This is a genomic window from Chitinophaga polysaccharea (assembly GCF_902150045.1).
GTDB lineage: Bacteria > Bacteroidota > Bacteroidia > Chitinophagales > Chitinophagaceae > Chitinophaga > Chitinophaga polysaccharea_A.
The window spans coordinates 2,606,488-2,625,705 of sequence record NZ_CABFVU010000001.1 but is presented as its reverse complement, the minus strand read 5'-3'; the positions used below and the strand labels follow the sequence as shown (position 1 = coordinate 2,625,705).

Annotated in this window: 16 protein-coding genes; 8 read left to right on the top strand and 8 right to left on the bottom strand. The window is 45.3% G+C overall.

Going from position 1 to position 19,218, the window contains the following annotated elements; all coding sequences use genetic code 11:
* Positions 1–431 precede the first annotated feature (431 nt).
* A complete protein-coding gene (gene carB / locus FN124_RS10735) occupies positions 432–3,248 on the bottom strand; it encodes a carbamoyl-phosphate synthase large subunit (RefSeq protein ID WP_142684720.1) in 2,817 nt (938 codons plus the stop codon).
* Positions 3,249–3,832: 584 nt separating this feature from the next.
* Here carB and FN124_RS10730 point away from each other — a divergent pair.
* The 3 genes from FN124_RS10730 to FN124_RS10720 all read left to right on the top strand — a co-directional run bounded on the left by FN124_RS10730 (position 3,833) and on the right by FN124_RS10720 (position 5,746).
* Positions 3,833–4,075 carry a hypothetical protein gene (locus FN124_RS10730; protein WP_142684719.1) on the top strand — a complete coding sequence of 81 codons (243 nt, stop codon included), beginning with the start codon at positions 3,833–3,835 and terminating at the stop codon, positions 4,073–4,075.
* Positions 4,076–4,160: 85 nt separating this feature from the next.
* Positions 4,161–5,087 carry an MbnB/TglH/ChrH family RiPP precursor modification enzyme gene (locus FN124_RS10725; protein ID WP_185937158.1) on the top strand — a complete coding sequence of 309 codons (927 nt, stop codon included), beginning with the start codon at positions 4,161–4,163 and terminating at the stop codon, positions 5,085–5,087.
* Between the two features lie 5 nt (positions 5,088–5,092).
* Positions 5,093–5,746 carry a hypothetical protein gene (locus FN124_RS10720; protein WP_142684717.1) on the top strand — a complete coding sequence of 218 codons (654 nt, stop codon included), beginning with the start codon at positions 5,093–5,095 and terminating at the stop codon, positions 5,744–5,746.
* Here the strand turns inward: FN124_RS10720 and FN124_RS10715 are convergent, their stop codons facing one another.
* On the bottom strand, positions 5,747–6,901 hold the full coding sequence (locus FN124_RS10715) for an MFS transporter (RefSeq protein ID WP_142684716.1): 1,155 nt from the start codon (positions 6,899–6,901) through the stop codon (positions 5,747–5,749).
* A gap of 26 nt (positions 6,902–6,927) precedes the next feature.
* A complete protein-coding gene (locus FN124_RS10710; protein WP_142684715.1) occupies positions 6,928–7,674 on the bottom strand; it encodes a DeoR/GlpR family DNA-binding transcription regulator in 747 nt (248 codons plus the stop codon).
* An 84-nt stretch (positions 7,675–7,758) separates the two neighbouring features.
* Here FN124_RS10710 and FN124_RS10705 point away from each other — a divergent pair, with 84 nt between their 5' ends.
* Positions 7,759–8,316 carry a 5' nucleotidase, NT5C type gene (locus FN124_RS10705; protein ID WP_185937157.1) on the top strand — a complete coding sequence of 186 codons (558 nt, stop codon included), beginning with the start codon at positions 7,759–7,761 and terminating at the stop codon, positions 8,314–8,316.
* Between the two features lie 9 nt (positions 8,317–8,325).
* On the opposite strand, the gene FN124_RS10700 is transcribed toward FN124_RS10705, so the two are convergent.
* Positions 8,326–8,865, bottom strand: a complete 540-nt coding sequence (locus FN124_RS10700) for a helix-turn-helix transcriptional regulator (protein WP_142684713.1) — start codon at positions 8,863–8,865, stop codon at positions 8,326–8,328.
* Positions 8,866–9,012: 147 nt separating this feature from the next.
* Positions 9,013–9,612: a helix-turn-helix domain-containing protein gene (locus FN124_RS10695; RefSeq protein WP_142684712.1), complete on the bottom strand. Its 600-nt coding sequence runs from the start codon at positions 9,610–9,612 to the stop codon at positions 9,013–9,015.
* Between the two features lie 491 nt (positions 9,613–10,103).
* Here FN124_RS10695 and FN124_RS10690 point away from each other — a divergent pair, with 491 nt between their 5' ends.
* Positions 10,104–10,379 carry a hypothetical protein gene (locus FN124_RS10690; RefSeq protein ID WP_142684711.1) on the top strand — a complete coding sequence of 92 codons (276 nt, stop codon included), beginning with the start codon at positions 10,104–10,106 and terminating at the stop codon, positions 10,377–10,379.
* Between the two features lie 142 nt (positions 10,380–10,521).
* Here the strand turns inward: FN124_RS10690 and FN124_RS10685 are convergent, their stop codons facing one another.
* Positions 10,522–10,701: a hypothetical protein gene (locus FN124_RS10685; protein ID WP_142684710.1), complete on the bottom strand. Its 180-nt coding sequence runs from the start codon at positions 10,699–10,701 to the stop codon at positions 10,522–10,524.
* Positions 10,702–11,014: 313 nt separating this feature from the next.
* Here FN124_RS10685 and FN124_RS10680 point away from each other — a divergent pair, with 313 nt between their 5' ends.
* From FN124_RS10680 to FN124_RS10670, 3 genes are all read left to right on the top strand, one after another.
* Positions 11,015–12,160, top strand: coding sequence for a tetratricopeptide repeat protein (locus FN124_RS10680; RefSeq protein ID WP_142684709.1), 1,146 nt, complete (start codon positions 11,015–11,017; stop codon positions 12,158–12,160).
* Positions 12,161–12,271: 111 nt separating this feature from the next.
* Complete coding sequence (acs, locus tag FN124_RS10675) at positions 12,272–14,185, top strand: acetate--CoA ligase (protein ID WP_142684708.1); 1,914 nt, start codon at positions 12,272–12,274, stop codon at positions 14,183–14,185.
* Between the two features lie 156 nt (positions 14,186–14,341).
* Positions 14,342–15,286 carry an alpha/beta hydrolase gene (locus tag FN124_RS10670; RefSeq protein WP_142684707.1) on the top strand — a complete coding sequence of 315 codons (945 nt, stop codon included), beginning with the start codon at positions 14,342–14,344 and terminating at the stop codon, positions 15,284–15,286.
* 174 nt (positions 15,287–15,460) lie between these two features.
* On the opposite strand, the gene FN124_RS10665 is transcribed toward FN124_RS10670, so the two are convergent.
* Entirely contained in the window at positions 15,461–16,027 is a 567-nt protein-coding gene (locus FN124_RS10665; protein WP_142684706.1) for a L,D-transpeptidase family protein, read from the bottom strand.
* Between the two features lie 128 nt (positions 16,028–16,155).
* The gene (locus FN124_RS10660) at positions 16,156–19,095 is read right to left on the bottom strand and encodes a M16 family metallopeptidase (RefSeq protein ID WP_142684705.1); all 2,940 of its coding nucleotides are present in this window, start codon (positions 19,093–19,095) and stop codon (positions 16,156–16,158) included.
* Between the last annotated feature and the right edge of the window lie 123 nt (positions 19,096–19,218).

The window sequence follows — 19,218 nt, the reverse complement described above, 5'->3', positions numbered from 1 at the left end:
ATCAGGTATAACAAACCTCGCATTTGCACCTGGCAAAAGTGTTTTGTAAATGTTAAAGGTGGCTGTTGGAGCCGCTAATATTTATATATGATAACTTGAAAACTTTCACCTTCAGTAAATAAATCTTCATTAACCAGCAAATATTAATATTTATCCAATATATTAATAATCAAATTTTAATATATTATTAACTTTATCATCTGTTATTGATTAGTTAACATCTCTTTTAAATATAATATTATTTGTAAACTGCATTACCGGTCACGCTATATGAATTGTATCAAGATTCAATAGTCGTGTCTTTAATGGTTATTTTGAGGGAAAAGAAGGAGCCTGATTTTTATCAGGCTCTGTTTTTTTTCAGCTAAATGGATAAATAAAAGCCCTTCCGGTACCGGAAGGGCTTTTATTATTTAGTCCTTGAAGGGAGTTTATTTGCTCAGATACATGCTCTTTTCCTTGAACAGCTGCCTGAAGTACGGATCACGCAGATCTTTGATAAAGCGGATCGCTTCTCCCGTAGATTTCATTTCAGGTCCAAGCTCCTTGTTTACACCCGGGAATTTGTTGAAAGAAAATACCGGCTCCTTGATTGCAAAACCGGTCAGTTTCTTTTCAATAGTGAAGTCCTTCAGCTTATTGGCGCCAATCATCACTTTGGTAGCAATATTCAGATAAGGCACCTGATAAGCTTTGGCGATAAACGGCGTGGTACGTGATGCACGCGGGTTAGCTTCAATCACAAACACATTGCCATCCTTGATCGCAAACTGAATGTTGATCAGGCCACGGATATTCAGGGCCCTGGCTATTTTCTCCGCGTAGTACTCCATGGTGGTCACTTCAATCGGCGACAAATTAAAGGCCGGTAGCAAAGCATGGCTGTCGCCACTGTGGATACCTGCCGGTTCAATATGCTCCATCACTCCCATCACATGGAAATCAGTACCGTCAAAAATACCGTCTATTTCTGCCTCCTGGCAACGATCCAGGAAGTGATCGATCAATATTTTGTTTCCTGGCAGATGCCTGAGCAGGCTCAGTACAGATTCTTCCAGTTCTTCTTCATTAATAACAATCCTCATACGCTGTCCACCCAATACATAAGAAGGGCGTACCAGCACCGGGTAACCTACTTCTTTCGCTACATCAATAGCGTCATCTGTATTATAAGCAGTACCATATTTAGGATAAGGAATACCCAGTTCTTTCAGCATGTCGGAGAAACGGCCACGGTCTTCCGCAATATCCATATTATCAAAGGAAGTCCCGATGATCTTCACTCCATTTGCTTCCAGGCGTTTGGCCAGTTTCAATGCGGTTTGTCCGCCCAGCTGCACAATCACACCTTCCGGTTTTTCCAGTTCAATAATTTCCCAGAGATTCTCCCAGAACACCGGCTCAAAGTACAGTTTATCCGCCATGTCAAAATCGGTGGATACTGTTTCAGGGTTACAGTTCACCATAATCGCTTCATATCCGCAATCCTGGATGGCCTGCAAACCATGGGTACAGCAGTAATCAAACTCAATACCCTGGCCGATCCTGTTAGGACCAGAACCGAGTACAATGATCTTCTTCCTGTCTGTTGGAATACTTTCGTTGACAGTATCGAAGGTCGAATAGAAGTAAGGCGTTTTAGCTTCAAACTCTGCACTGCAGGTATCTACCATTTTGAAAGTACGGGTAATGCCCAGTTGCTTACGTTTTGCGTATACTTCGTCTTCATCACAATCACCGAACAACACAGCCAGCTGTGCATCAGAGAACCCGAGTTTCTTGGCGTCCCTGAGCATATCTTCGGAAACAGATTGCAGTTCGAGTTCCGCCAACTGTTTTTCCATATTCACGATATCCTGGATCTGGTTCAGGAACCAGCGGTCAATATAAGTGAGCTGGTGAATATGCTTTACGGATACACCGGCCATCAGGGCATCCTTGATACGGAAAATACGGTCCCAGGTAGGGCGCTTCAGTTTCTCTACCAGTTGTTCACTCTTCATAAGCGACTTACCATAGTAACCGAGTCCTATTGCATCGTTCTCGAGACTCTGGCAGGCCTTCTGCAGCGCTTCAGGGAAAGTACGCCCGATAGACATTACCTCTCCTACTGATTTCATCTGCAAACCTAAAGTATCATCGGCACCTTTAAATTTATCGAAGTTCCAGCGTGGCATTTTTACAATCACATAATCCAGTGCCGGTTCGAAGAAAGCAGAAGTAGTTCTGGTGATCTGGTTTTCCAGTTCATCCAGTGTATAACCAATGGCCAGTTTAGCGGCTATTTTTGCAATCGGGTAACCGGTTGCTTTGGAAGCCAGTGCAGAAGAACGGCTTACACGCGGATTAATTTCAATAGCGATCAGCTCTTCGTTTTCAGGATTGAGAGAGAACTGCACGTTACAGCCACCGGCAAAGTTGCCAAGGTCGCGCATCATTTTCATGGCCTTGTTGCGCATGTCCTGGAATGCAGTGTCGCTCAGGGTCATTGCTGGCGCCACGGTAATGGAATCACCAGTGTGGATCCCCATAGGGTCCAGGTTTTCCACGGTACAAATGATAACCACGTTATCATTCTTGTCACGTAATAATTCCAGTTCAAACTCTTTCCATCCGAGTACGGCTTTTTCTACCAGTACCTCATGGATAGGAGATGCTTTCAAGCCACGGTCCAGCGCTTCGTCCAGGTCTTCCCTGCTATGTACGAAACCTCCACCTGTACCACCCAGCGTGAATGATGGACGGATCACCAGGGGGAAGCCGATTTCCTGGGCAAATTCTTTCCCTTCCAGGAAGGAGTTGGCTGTTCTGGCCGGCGCTACCGGTATACCCAGCTGGATCATCCACTGGCGGAACTGTTCACGGTCTTCCGCTTTATCAATGGCTTTGATGTCAACCCCGATCAGACGAACGTTATTTTTTTCCCATATTCCCAGTTCGTCTACTTCTTTACAAAGGTTCAGCGCAGTTTGGCCGCCCATAGTAGGTAAAACGGCATCTATCTGGTTTTCTTCCAGGATCTGCTCAATGCTTTCCACGGTCAGTGGCAGCAAATAAACCTTATCAGCCATCATTGGATCCGTCATGATGGTAGCCGGGTTGGAATTAATCAAAATCACTTTAATTCCTTCTTCCCGCAGCGAACGTGCTGCCTGGGAACCGGAATAGTCAAATTCGCAAGCCTGACCAATAATAATGGGTCCAGAACCGATAATGAGTACAGATTTGATAGATGAGTCTTTTGGCATTTGTGTAATCTATTGAAAATGAAAAACCAAATTGATTTTTCTGCCGTTCGAGGGAACAAAAAAATCGTGCAAAGCTACGGCATTTGAATTTTATAAATGGAAATAAATTTTGTTTGGAAGAAGATTTTTTTTTGAGAGAGAGAATAAATACCCATTGTTTTATATGTTAATTTTATCTTATTCAGATAAAAATTTCATTTATGGAGGATCGGATGATGGTTTTCTGAACGACGGGTACAAGGAGGCAGATTACCCCCGTTGAAGACGCCATCACCTTACGCTTTTACCTTCAGTTACGTATCAACAGGCTCATCAACGAAGAAGTATCAATGGAGAACCTGCTCAGGCACACACTGGCATTGATAAAGAAATTAAGCTCCCTGAATTAACAGCAAAAGAACGGTCCCGGATTTTTCCGTATAAATACTTATCCTGATCTCATCTTAATCTCCTAACTTTATCATCCGCAGTTAAAACATACCTGCGCTACAACCCCAAAACGACTGGCACTAATTCTACATCAGCCCTGCCCTGCAGGGAATCTTGCTTCTATTTTATATTTAACACCCCAAAAATCAAATGTCATGCGTACAGCTGAAATTCATTATGGCGACGATGGTCGCGTAGATGTTGCCGTTCCTAAAGGCACCAAACTGGAAGAAATTACCAAACTGCAATCCATGGTGATCAAACAGATCAATCCCCGCGGCTGCCAGGCCTGCCTATCCGGCGTTCATTTTAACATCCGTGAAAAACTTGAACAAGTGATCAAGGTAGATCTGGATAAAATGGCTGTGATTAAAGACATTGCCTTCAAACAACATTAATCCGGATGGGGGTGTGTCAATGGTACAGGGTAGCTCTTAGCAACTTCGTTTAAACCCGATGCACCCTCATTTTAAACTTCCCGCCATGTCACAAGGATTGTCAACTACCAGGACTGGCCGCCTTTATCAGCAAACTATTCCACAGCTGGGTGTAGGCCTGCTTTATAACCCTTCGCTGGAGTTATACCTCGATGCCTGCCCAGGCATATGCGACTATGTGGAAATCATTCCTGATATGTTCTGGACGGACCGCGGCAACCTCGCACCGCACAGGTTTGAGGAAATTGAATCGTGGATGAAAGTGCTGGATAAAATAGCAGCACAATATCCCCTGACCTCTCACAATATCTCCTACTCCCTGGGTAGCGCAGGCATCTTCGATAAATCCTATCTCTATAAAATGAAGGAATGGCATGAGCGCTACCGCTTTAAATGGCATAGTGATCATCTCTCTTTTGTAAAAGTGCATAACGAACAACAGGAAGAGCATAATGCCGGGCTGGCCGTACCTGTACCATACGATTATGAAGTGCTGGATATGATAGGTGGACGCATCAATGCCATCAAATGCTCTATCAGCACACCATTCCTGGTAGAGAACAATGTTTACTTCATTGACCTTCCCGAACAGGAGCTGAGTGAAACAACCTTTCTGAATGAGCTGTCGCACGATACTTCCTGCGGATTACTGCTCGATATCCATAACGTATATACGAATGCGGTAAATCATCACTTCGATGCGAAGGCTTTTATTGCGCAACTGGAACTGGATAAAGTTATTGAAATACATATTGCAGGAGGAAATGAAATGGCCGGCATGTACACAGACTCCCACGCAGGGCCTTGCCCGCCGGAAGTATGGAACCTGCTCGATTATACGTTGCCGTTAGTACCAAATTTATGCGGTATCACCTTCGAGTTTCATGAATCTTATTTTCACCTGCTGCAATTTGACGGTATTACCCGCGAGCTGAACAGGGCAAAAGCAGCCTGGAACCTTTATCATACCTGAATACTATGTCACTTCTGTCTTTTCAGAAAGCATTGACAGACCTGATTGCCTCCCCGCAATTATGTTTGCAGCTACGCAATGATCCGCAAGCGGTATTGCTACAATACGATTTAACCAACCGCGAGCGCCTGCGACTGCGAACGGTGGTGTATCAGCGGGGCATGTCTGTAAGCTGTACCCTTTACCGGGTTAACCGGATCACGCCTGTTTACACGATGCTTCCCTATACCTGCTTTTTATTAGGAGCACAGCTGATGCCGGTAATAGAAGAATTCTGGGCAATTGATAACCGGTCGGATCTTCAATTCAAAAGGGAGATCAGCATCTTCGGGGAGTTCCTGTTACAGAAACTGCTGAGCGGGGAACTTGTAAATCCTTATCTGCGGGAGATTGTAGTAATGGAACTGGCCATCAATGAATTGAAATTTTTACCGAGGAAATTACTGATAGAAAACAACAACGAAGAAACAGGGCTGCATCCGCTGGTAAGATTGGTGCCATTTGATCATTCGCCCGGGCCATTGCTCACAGCGCTTGCCAACATGCAGCTACCGGAGCAGGAAGAAGATACCGGCGAATACTGGTTAATGCTCGATCACAGGGAGGAAGAGCTTTCTTTCCGTGCGCTGCCCCACAAAAGCAGGGCAGCAGCAGGATGATTATAATTTTATTCTGGAAGACATGACTGCGATAGCTGCGCCCATAACTGCGATCATAGTAAAGGCTACACCAAGATTAGTGGCTTGAGCCACAAATCCTATCAGCGGCGGGCCAAACAGGAACCCGAAATAGCCAATGGTGGAAACCGTAGCCAATGCCATTCCCGGAGGTAATTTCGTAGACTTACCGGCAGCACTGTATACCAGTGGCACTACGGCAGACACGCCTGCGCCCACTAACATAAAGCCCAGCATAGCCGGAATAAAGTAAGGAAAAATAACCGCCACCAGTAAGCCGCTGGCCGTGAGGCCTCCGCTTATCAGCAGCATCTTTTTCACGCCCAGCCGTGTAGTCAGGTAATCGGCTACAAAACGGCCGGAAGCCATTGTGCTCATAAACGCGGCATAGCCGGCGCCGGACCATCCTTCCCTTACCTGTATTACCCTGCGGAAGTATACCCCACTCCAGTCAAACATAGTACCCTCGCAAATCATTGAGCACATTGCAATAATTCCAAGTGTGAACAGGAACGCATCCGGTTTTCCAAACAGAGAAGGAGCGTTGTTTTCATTGGTAACCCGCACCACCAGCCGGTTCATTGTGAGCGCAACAAGGATCCAGGAGACTGCAGTAACAATTAAAAAGTGATACACCGGGGCAAGATGCAAACCTGTCATCCAGGTACCAAAAGCCGCGCCCGTAAAACCGGCTACGCTCCACAATCCGTGAAACGACGCCATAATGGAACGGCCATACATGGCTTCCACTCCTACTGCCTGCGTATTCACTGCTATATTGGCGAGGTTACCACAAAAACCAAAGAATACAAGACATACACTCAGCTCCCAGGAAGTATGCGCCAGCCCGAGCATTGGCAACACAACAGAATAGGCAACCGCCGCGATAAGCAATACCTGCCGGCTGCCATATTTAGATACCAGTATACCCGCCACCGGAAGGGAGATGATGGACCCTACCGGCAAAGCCAGCAAAACGCTTCCGAGCCCGGCATCATTTAATTTTAATGCCAGCTGTATATCCGGAATACGCGAGGCCCAGCTGGAAAAACATAATCCGGTTAAAAAAAACAAGGCACTCACCGCGATGCGGGTAGCCCTTTTATTAATCATTACCATCGATAGATCGTGTAACATCTTCGGTCAGATAAAAGTTGAATTGATCAGATTACCTGTATACCCAGGTTAATATAAGGTTTCAAGGAAGGCAGGTCCGGGTTGTCTGTAATAATTGTATCCAGGCCTGTTATATCGCATACTTTAAAGGGTTCTGCCGTTCCCATTTTATCACTGGTTGCCAGTGCAATGGTTTTGTTGGCAGATTCCACCATTGCGCTTTTTACGTCTGCTTCACCAAGATCCAGGCCGGTTACACCTGCATCCGGATGCAAACTGCAAATGCCCAGAAAGCATATGTCTGCCCGCATTTTTTCCAGCATACGGATGGTATCCATACCGCCGGCTGTTTGGGAATCCTTACCAATCAACCCGCCGGTAAAGATCACTTCAATCACCGGATGCTCAATCAGCTGCGCTACGATGGGTACACTGTTGGTAATAACCCTGATATGCAGGTTGGCAGGAAACAATTTCGCCAGCATCAGGGTAGAAGTACCCCCATCGAGAATAATTGTTTGCCCGTTGTGCAGGTACGACAAAGCTTTGGTAGCAATATGCTTCTTATCATCTTCATGATATACGATACGTTCCTTAAAAGAATAGGGATTCGGGGAATGCGGGATAGCTCCTCCCCGAACTTTGATCAGTTGCCCGTTCTGTGCAAGGGATTCCAGGTCCCTTCGCACGGTATCCTCCGATACCTGCAAGTCGCTGCTAAGCTCTGCCTGCAGTACCTTATGATCTGTTTGCAGCTTTTTAAGAATATAATCCAACCGTTCCTCTCTCAACATAAGTCATGCTATTTTATGCAATATTATGAAAGATTATGCAATAATTTGCGAATTATGGCATAACTTTGCATAAAACAGCAAAATATGGCAAGAATAGCAATCGACATGGACAATGTAATGGCAGATCTCACCCAGCATCTGCTGGATGTATATGCTAAAGAGTACGGGGAAGTAATAGACCCGGAACGTTTAAACAACATACCGGAGGGCAGTGCTTTTCCTGAAGGCGTGGCCATGAAAATATTAAGGACTCCTGGCTTTTTCAGGGGTATACCGGTAATGGCCGGGGCAAGGGAGGTAGTGAAGGCGCTGGCAGACCAGCATGAAGTTTTTGTGGTGTCTGCAGCAATGGAATTTCCTTTATCACTGGCGGAAAAACACGCATGGCTGAATGAGCATTTCCCTTTCATCAGCTGGAAAAACATTGTATTCTGCGGATCCAAAACCATTGTGGAAGCGGATTATATGATCGACGACCACGACAAAAACCTGAGTACATTTAAAGGAACGCCGCTTCTGTTTACAGCGCCGCACAATTTGCCCCTTACGGATTATAAAAGGGTCAATAACTGGGAAGAAGTAGCCGCCTTCTTTGCGTTAACTCCTGCAAAAAGCAATGGGGAGCTCCTGGCTGTAAACTAAGCTCAGGGCTCACCTGGCTTCCAGGACATTGATCTTTTTTTCAAGGGTGTTCACTTTACGGATATACTGCTGTACTTCCATACACTTATCCAGGTAAGCCTCCGCCCAGTTAACTTCCTGCTTTATTGACTGCGGCCCCATAAAGTAGCCGGGCAACAATCCCAGGTGATGATGTAGCTGCTGTAGCTGTGTATCGCTGAATATCGCGGAGTCGAGCCATTCATGCACTTCACTTATTGATAGCTGCAGCCGGGCCGCCAGTTGTTTATCTTTTATTTTCTGCTTCGCAAGATAGAGCTGCAACAGTTCTCCATGATGCCAGGAATTCCCTTCCAGTGAATTCCAGTTACAGAAATCTTCCAGCGTAATAGGGATGGCTCCCAGCAATATATCCAGCTTTTCTCTTTTGATAGCTGCCAGCGAAAAATAACGATACAATCCCTGTGGGGTTAGTCCGGTTTTCTTTGCATAGTGAAGGATTACAATTCGTTTTTGCCTTAAAATACGCCGCAACCTGGCGCCCGCGTGAACATAATATGGAACTGACATTTACAGAATTCCTGTTTTGGTGAGAAATGGGGTGCATATACAAATATAATACTTTTTTATTCTCAAAACAGGGCCTGCTACCTCATTTTATAAATGATTATCAGGATAGCTATCAGCAAATATCATTATAATAACAAAACCGTGATTTTAATCCTTTTGTTTACGGAAGGCAGCCAATTCCTTTTTTAACTGCAGTACTTCATCTTTCAGGGCGGCATGGCTTTTCAGCAGCTGTGTATACTCTTCCAGCTGTTTATAATACTTTTCCCGTAACAGCATCATTTCCTCGCTGTCTGTGTTCCTGCCTTCCTGCAGGGTACCTGGATTAAGAAAACTTTCCACACTCATATCCAGTCCTTTCGCGACTCTTTCCAGTTCGTCCGGTGAGAAACTTTCCTTTTCAAATAGATTGTACATTGTGCGGCGACTCATCTCCAAACGGCTTGCCAGCTTACTTTTGTTTAGCCCTTTCTCTGCAATAATGTGCTGTAAGCGTTCTCCGTGGTGTATGTTTTTTCCAATGGTCAGCTGCATAGCGCCATTCCACCTCATAAACTCTTCCGGGGTAATGCCGATAAGGGAACAAAAGCGCTCCATGGTAGCACGTTTCATGTCGCTTTTCCGCAAGTGGTAATGAGCTATTTGATTTGTAAAACCGGCCATAGTGGCGAAATCTACAATCTTTATCTTTTTCTGCTTTAAGATCTGTTTCAACCGGTGTCCCATGTGTATCAGGCTCGACTGCATCCTTTTTTCATTTTAAATTATGATGCTACATACAGGATGACCTGTCGTATTATCGTATAATTTAACAATTAATATTTCATTCTGTAAATAAAAATATCAATTTAACAAAAAAAATATAAGCCTGTAAACAGCCCTGGCCAACAAAACGCACACTAACTGTAAAGCGTATACGCAAAAACGGCAACAAGAAATATTTATCGATTTAATAGTTATGAAATCAGAATGATAACAATCAGGATTATTGTGTAACCAATACACATCATTTTCAGCTTAACGAATCATAAACAAATACATGATTTTACCTCCAAATCAGCCACAGTAGCCTATTACATCACTATATAATTTTTTTATAGAAAGTAAAGTTTTATAATTATAAATTGCATGATTATAAATATATTTGCTTACACCTTAAAGTAACTTTAAAACATGTTCTACTACTCTGACAATTCATTTGTTAACCATATCCGATCATTCTCAAAACAATATCCATTATGAGCAAGGAACCAATAAATGTGCTGCTCGACATTCACACCAAACTTTCAGGTTTACCGGTGGTATTCAGGGAAAAAGTATGTGAAGAATGCAACTGGAGCACACCCACATTCTATCGCAAGATGCGCGGAAAGGATAAGCCTAATCCAAATGAGAAGGGGAAAATTATTCCTGCTCTCAGCAATGCGGAAAAGCAAAAGATCATTGAAATCATGGAAGAGGTATTTGCATCCTGCGAAGAAGACCTGGAAAAATACCGGAAACGTACCCGGTGATCACTTTGCCTTTCATCCGCTGTCTGTAGAAACATCTTCCGTAAAAATCATCATGCGCCGTAAAGCCTTGTTCCCCACCCCGGGCAAACAAGGCTTTACTTTTTGATCGCGGCGAATTTTGTCTGACTCAGGATTATGCTGATTACATAGATTTTATTTTAAGGGGGCTTTCTATTACACCCTTGAGTGATGTTTGCCTGGGCACATCTTCTATTTCATTAACACCCTTTAATGATAGCCTCGCATTGCTGATCAGGACCGGCACACCGTCTGCTTTCCATTGGAACCCGATATTTGCCTGCAATGCCTGAGCAACAGGCACATCTCTGTTTCTATTAAACCTTTGTACAATACCTGTCCTTAATGCAGGCCAACACGCTACTGTTCCGTTAAAACGCCGACCACCGATAATCTTTTAACCGGATCCTTATTTAACATCCCCACTGTTTCCGTTGAAACTCATTGGATCCGGAAGCTGTCGGGTTTATCCATATCGATTCCGTTGAACTCATTGGAAAAATCCCGCCTGCACCTGCAAACTATCCTTAATGCCTAGCACATTATTAAATCCCACATCAACTAAGTTTTTCTTTTTAAAACTAAATTCTTAGTTTTAAGATTATAAACTACTTTTTATGCATCGGACAATCCAATGTTTTTTCAGCCTGATTTTGCTTATTTCTATAGCTTCTCCCGCACGGGCACAGGATTCTATCAACCGCGCACAGGTAATGGACTATCTTCAGAACCAGCAATATGAAGCCGCCATCAGCTATCTGCAGCCGCGGGTTCAGGAAAATAATATCGGTCAGCTATCCCTCCTCGCATATACTTACTATCTGTCCGGAAAAACAAAAGATGCTATTAACCATTATGAAAAAGTATTACTGCTGGATAGTACCAACGTGGCGGCCCATCAATATCTTGCCGGCATCAGTATGCAGATGGAAAGCCCTCTCCCCGCCGTTTTTCATTACCGGCACATCATCCGGCTACAACCCACTAACGCCACTGCCTGGAAACAACTTAGTTTTGCCTGCTTCGCTGCACAACAACCGGACACAGGGTTCGTTTACCTGCAGAAAGCATATGCCCTTAATCCGGCAGATCCAAAAGTGACCGCGCGGCTTGGTGAAGAACTGATAGAGAAACAACAGTATCCGCTGGCAGACAGCATTCTACGTGCCTTCCTGAAAACGGACTCCCTTCAACCCTCTGTTATTATGACCGCTATCAGGTCTGCCTGGTTCCTGAAAAACTACACCCGCTGTACAGACCTGGGCACCCAACTGATGCGAATGAATATTTTATCACCCAATACCTTCAGTATTGTAGCTGCCGCCTGGTACACCCTTAAACAATACCAGCAATGCATTGGAGTATATGAATACCTGCAGGCTAATAAAGGGCAGTCGGAAACTATTATGTATTATGCCGCCCTTGCCTATACGGAATTAAAAAACTATACCGCCAGTAATGAACTGCTGCAAACCTGTATAGATATGGCTACTTCCAAAAGCCTGGATAGCTATTACAGCGGGAAATCAGCAAACTATGAGGGCATGCGTCAGTACAAACCGGCTATCGCCAACCTGGACACAGCCTATTACCTGTTCCACCAACCCCTCCACCAGTACAGCATTGGCCGTATCTACGAACTACGTTTGCATAATAAACAAATGGCCACGCGATACTATAAACGTTACCTGCAACTTGGCAATCCTGCTAACCCCCAGGAAGCAGATATTTACAAATACCTCCGCACATATGTTGAAAAATAATCTGCTTCTAATATGTTTTTTAGATTATTTCCAGCAAAACATCTGGTTTTTCTTAAATTTAAAGCCCGTTAGGAAAATGCATGTACTTAACCAATAAACAATTACGGTGCTATGTCGTACCCACACCAGATCAAGAGTATCGAAGATTATCAGCAGGCTTATCAACAGAGTGTTATTGACCCGGAAGGTTTCTGGGCCAATGTAGCAGACCATTTTTACTGGCGTCGCAAATGGGACAAGGTATTGGACTGGAACTTCAAAGATCCCGAAATCAAATGGTTTACCGGTGCAAAACTGAACATCACAGAAAACTGCCTGGACCGGCACCTGGGCACATTGGGAAATACACCTGCCATCATCTGGGAACCCAATGATCCTGAAGAACACCACCGCATTATCACTTACCGCGACTTATACAACAAAGTTTGCCAGTTTGCGACCGTGCTGAAAAACAATGGTGTTAAAAAAGGCGACCGTGTGTGTATTTACATGGGCATGATACCCGAACTGGCTATTGCCGTGCTGGCCTGCGCCCGTATCGGTGCCGTACACTCGGTGGTATTCGGAGGCTTCAGCGCGCAGTCCATTGCCGACAGGATACAGGATGCCCAGTGCAGCCTGGTGATCACCTGCGACGGCGCCTATCGCGGTGCTAAGGATATCCCGCTGAAATCAGTTATGGACGACGCTTTGATGGCTTGCCCATCTGTAAAAAAAGTAATTGTATGTACCCGCACCCGCACCCCGGTAAGTATGCTGAAAGGCAGGGACCTGTGGTGGGAAGATGAAATAAAACAGGTGGAAACAATGGGTAACCCTCCCTGTCCCGCTGAAGAAATGGATGCAGAAGATCTTTTGTTCATCCTCTATACTTCCGGATCTACAGGCAAGCCCAAAGGCGTTGTACACACCTGCGCCGGCTACATGGTATATGCCAATTATACTTTCGTAAATACATTCCAATACCAACCCGGCGAAGTATACTTCTGTACCGCAGATATCGGATGGATCACCGGCCATAGTTACATCGCCTATGGTCCGCTCAGCGCCGGCGCCACCACCCTTATGTTTGAAGGAGTGCCCACCTATCCGGACGCAGGCAGACTGTGGGAAATTGTAGATAAATTCCGTGTAAACATCTTATACACCGCTCCTACAGCCATCCGTAGCTTAATGAGCTATGGCCTCGGACCGGTTAATCATAAAGATCTCAGCTCCCTTAAAAAACTAGGTAGCGTGGGAGAACCGATCAACGAAGAAGCCTGGCACTGGTTTAAAGATAATATCGGCAAAGGCAAATGCCCGATCGTAGACACCTGGTGGCAAACAGAAACCGGGGGTATCATGATCACACCAATTGCCGGCGTTACCAAAGAAAAACCTGGATATGCCACCCTCCCGCTACCCGGTGTACAACCTATCCTGGTAGATGAAAACGGTAAGGAACTTAAAGGCAACGGCGTAAGCGGCAACCTCTGTATCAAGTTCCCCTGGCCAGGCATGCTGCGCAGCACTTACGGCGATCACGAACGTTTCCGCAAAACCTATTTCTCCACCTACGAAAATCTCTACTTCACCGGCGATGGTTGTTTGAGGGATGAAGACGGCTACTATAAAATTACCGGCCGCGTAGATGATGTGCTCAATGTAAGCGGCCACCGTATCGGTACTGCAGAAGTAGAAAACGCCATTAACATGCACGCCGGCGTAGTGGAAAGCGCCGTGGTGGGCTATCCTCACGATATCAAAGGCCAGGGTATTTATGCTTATGTGATCACCGAACGGGTCACACATGACCCTGAACTGACCAAAAAAGATATCGCACAAACAGTGGCCCGTATCATAGGCCCCATTGCAAAGCCTGATAAAATACAGATCGTAAGCGGGTTGCCTAAAACCCGTTCCGGCAAGATCATGCGCCGCATTTTGCGCAAAATTGCCGAAAACGACCTGGATAACCTGGGCGATACCTCCACCCTGCTGGATCCTGGCGTGGTAGACGAAATCAAAAAAGGAAAACTATAATAAATTCCTGAGCTTAAAAACGAAGAGGCTGTATCATAACTAACTTAATGGGTGTGAGAATCGCAAATACGAAAATTTTCTCCACCCGGTACCCGAGTAAAATCGGGTAAAAGTTATTTATGATACAGCCTCTTCGTTATACATGAATACCCGGTTATGAAGCGTTTCTTTAAAAAGCTGGCCTGGACCCTCATTGTCCTGTTTGTGCTGCTTAATATCATCGGGGCTTTCCATGCCTGGAAATTCACTCATTTTTATGAAGACGGCGGCCGCAGGAACAAACTTCCTGAACAAATGAGCACAGCCGAAAAATTAAAAATGATCCTGTTTGGAGTACGCATCGCTAAATCGGCTACCACCGTTTTTCCATCTGTCCCCTATGAAACCGCATTGCTCCACACTGCCAGCGGCTTACGGCTGGAGGGCTGGTGGATACCGGTCCGGGCGGCCAAGGGCACTGTGATCCTGTTCCATGGCTACAATGGCAGTAAAGGCTCTCTTTTCCCTGAGGCAAACCGTTTCCGTTCCTTAGGCTATAATACTTTCCTGCTGGATTTCCGCGCTCATGGCAACAGCGAAGGATATACCTGCAGTGTGGGCTACAAAGAAGCAGAAGATGTAAAACTTGCCTGGGATTATGTAAAACAGAAAGGGGATCAGCCCATCATTCTCTGGGGCGTAAGCATGGGCGCTGCAGCCATTTTAAAGGCTGTTCCCGAGTATGGGCTCACGCCAAAGCAACTAATCCTTCAATGCCCGTTTGCCACGCTTACAGACGCCGTAAAAAGCAGGATACGTTCTGTTCAGCTGCCGGCCACTCCGCTTTCACAGATCCTTACTTTCTGGGGAGGAATAGAACAGGGATTTTGGGGCCCCGGTTTCAAACCAGAGCGCTATGCACGCCGGATACATATGCCGGTATTATATTTTTACGGGAAACAGGATATCCGGGTGATGGCTAAAGAAACACAGGAAGTATTTTCCCACCTGGGCACCTGTCAGAAAAAACTGTACATCTTCCCCGATGCAGGCCACCAATCGTTCTGTGGCAAGGATTCCACAGCATGGATGAAAGAAGTCTCCGCTTTTCTCCAACAATAAAAAAGCGCGCACCATACGAGTGGAGCGCGCTCTTCACAGGATCTGACCCGCCGTTTATATTTGAGTCATGGTGCAGTATCACTGCGCCACTAGATGCCGTACCTGTGTATCAGTATCCTAAATTACAACTGGTAACTGCCAACTGGAGTCACCACAAAATATTCAGCAAAAATCTTACCGGCGAATTACCACCGGGGTTCCTACTTTTATCACCTCATATAATTCGTTTACATCTGAGTTCTTCATGCTAACACAACCTAATGTCCAGTTAATACGTCCTTCCACATAATTATCCCGGATACCTGAATTATACTCCACCCCGTGAATGCCAATAGCACCGCCAATACTGGCGTTGGCAGGTACCATGCCCTGTGCCTGGCGGTCATGGAATTTCTGCCATGATATCTCATTCGGATAATCCAGCAGCATAAACCGGCTCCAGCTTTTATCCACCCTTTTTGTTAAAATATGAAAGGTCCCTTCCGGTGTTCTGCGATCACCTTCCACTTGTTTATCGGTTTGGTCGCGGTTACCAAATACCACCTTGTAGATTTTTCTCAACGTAACATCCTCATACACGTACAACCGGTAATCGCTTTTATCTATCAGCAGGAAAATTTTATCAGGATCAATGTTGGCAGCATTTAACCTTACACTATACAAATCAGATTCGTTGATAAATCCACTTAGCGGTAGCAGCAACAGGACGGCTACCAACCAGTAATGACAGCACTTCTTCATAGGAGCAATAAATATGCAGATAACGTAGCAGAATAATAATTTATTGTTTGGGAGATGAGTGAAAAACAAAGGCACAAAGCGTAAAACTTTGTGCCTTTGTTTTTTATCTTATTTTTTCCTCGTTGTTCTTAGTACCCGAAGATCTCTTCCAGCGTGAGTTTCTTCACATCTCCATATTTTTTCAGATCATCCATGCTCACCTTCTTTTCGGAGGCAACAATGCAATAAGTATATGGTTTATGCGCAAGGTGTTCATCATGGAATTTCTTCACATCGTCAAAGCTCAGTTTGTCGATAGACTCATACACCTGCTTACGGATATCCGTATTCAATCCCAGTTTCTGTGCAGCCAGGTAACTGAAAATGATATCGTCGTTGATGATACGTTCTGTTTCAATACCCTGCCTTATGCCTTCCTTAGCGGTTTGCAGCAACTTGTCAGCGCGGGGAATATCATTCAGCAGTTCATTCATAGCGGAAATGGCCTCATTCATTTTATCGGCCTGGCTACCTACATAAGCCTCTACTGAATAACGTTCATCTTTCTTATCAGGGGACGTATATAATGCTCTGGTGGAATAGGCCAGCGCTTTGGATTCACGGATCGTCTGGAAAACAATAGAGCCCATACTTCCGCCGAAATAACTGTTGAACAAGGTTACTATTGCTGTGTTGGCAGGGTCGTATACTGCCGAGTTTCTCAGCCAGTTCACTTCTGCTTGTACCATATCATAGTCTGCAAACAACACCTGGTTCTTATCTTGGTTGCCTTTCACAAATTTCACTGCTTCGGGCGCTGTTTTAAAGGTGGCAGGTAAAGGATGCAGTTTCTTCACCTCTGCTGCTGCAGCGGCCAGGGACTGGGGTCCCCAGTAAATCACCATATGCTTATAGGTAGGCAGCTCATGCAAAATGGTAACCAATTCTGACGCGGAAATACCATCCAGCTCTGCCTGGCTCAGCTGGTTGTTAAACGGATTTTTAGCACCATACTTGGCATAATCAACCATCCCTTCCATGATAGCGCCCTTATTCAGTTTACTGTCTGCGCGAGCTTTCTGCAGGCGGCCTTTAAGTGCGGCCAGTGCCTCTTCATTAGGCTTGCAGTTGGCAATCACGTGCTCAAACAGGGCAACAGCCTTATCAAAATTTTCCTGTAATCCGCTGATAGTAATGAAGGTTTCTTCTGCGGTAGCAAATACACTGAAGTTACAGGCGATGTTGTAAAACTCTTTGCTGATTTGTTCAGAAGTATATTTATCGGTGCTCAGGTATTGGAGGTACTGTGCTGCCAGATTGAGCTTTTTATCATTCCAGGTACCGATATCGAAACGATAGTACAGGCGGAAAAGGCCATTATCTTTATTTTGTACATACATCATATCGGTATTGCCGAGAGATGTTTTCTGGATATCCTTTTCATAATCCAGCCATTGTGGCTTTACCGGTGTGGCAGGCATGGCAGCGATCTGTTGCAGGAACGGCGACTGCGCTTCCCTGTTCACTTCTACCGGGGTGATAGCTGGTTTTTCCACTTTTTCGATGTTCTTATCTTCACCTTTACGTTTGTAGATAATAACATAGTTATCGTTGAGATATTTATTGGCGTAGTCAACAATTTGTTTTTTGGTAACTGTACCCATATCATCTACAAAGGCTACATCATACTGCCAGTTCTTACCCCGGCTTTTGATGAAACCGTTCATCAGGGCGGTAGCACGGTTATTATTGCTTTCCAGGCCCCGTAGTTCGTCCAGTTTGGTGTTGTTAACAATGGCTTTTACGAGGGTTTCATCAAAGTCTCCTTTCTTGAGGATATCCAGCTGACCCAATAAAAGCGCCTTTACATCCTCCAGGGTCTGACCCTGTTTGGCTTTACCGCTGAGGGAGAAGATGGAGTAATCTTTCAGGCCCAATACACCTGCATTGGCGTTCAATACTTTCTGTTGCCTGTTGATGTTCAGATCAATTAAACCGGTCTTACCATTTTGCAGGATAGACGACAGTACACCCAGTACCAGGTTGGATTTGGTATCCAGCGCACCGGGCATTCTGAAGGCAATATCCACGCTTTCAGCATCGGGGCCCAGTACTTCTTTCACTACCGGCGATTTAATAGGCGCTTCCGGCGCAGGTTTGTATTCCTTTACCGGTTTGGCCTTCATATAGCTGAATTTCTGATCAATGGATCTGATCACATAATCCGGGTCGAAATCACCTGCCATAACGATAGCCATGTTGTTAGGCACATAGTATTCGTTATAGAATTCACGGATCACTTTCAGGTTTGGATTTTTGAGATGCTCCACGGTACCGATGGTAGATTGCTGGCCGTAATTATGTGTAGGGAACAGCGCTGCAAGCATAGTTTCGTATACTTTGCGGCCATCATTATCCAGTCCGCTGTTCTTTTCTTCGTACACGGCCTCCAGTTCCGTATGGAACAAACGGAAAACCGGGTCGCGAAAACGCTCTGCCTGTACGGTCAGGTATTTATCTACTGCATTGGACGGAATATCTTCTTCGTAGATGGTTTCCTCCACCCAGGTGTGTGCGTTCGTGCCCTGTGCGCCCATGCCCGACATTATTTTGTCATATTCATTGGCGATGGCGTATTTGGCGGCTACGCCGGAAACGCTGTCTATTTCGTGATAAACCGCTTTACGGGCCGCCGGATCTGTTGTTTTGTTGTATTTGTCGTATAAATCGGAGATCTCGTTTATCAGGGGCTTTTCTTTTGCCCAGTCGAGCGAGCCAAACTTCTCGGTGCCTTTAAACAGGAGGTGTTCCAGGTAGTGTGCAAGACCGGTGTGGTCTTTCGGGTCGTTATCGCTGCCGGCACGGGTACCGATCAGTGTCTGGATGCGGGGATCTTTCTTATTAACGCTAAGGATAACTGTGAGGCCGTTTTTCAGTGTGTAGAAACGTGCCTTCATGGGATCATTGGAAACGTACTTATAGGTATAACCGCCAGCAGTAGCCTCCTTCCATTGATATTTGCCCTGGGCTCCCGCCACTTTCAGCGAGCAGGCAAACAGGAATAGTAATACGACTCTTTTAAGACTCATACAAATAGTTGGTTTTTTGAAATTATTCTGTCAAATATACCGGAAGTCAAAATTATAAAGCGGGAAAAAAAGGAAGAATTGTATGAGCGGTAGATGCATAGGGGTTGCAACCGGTTGCCGGGC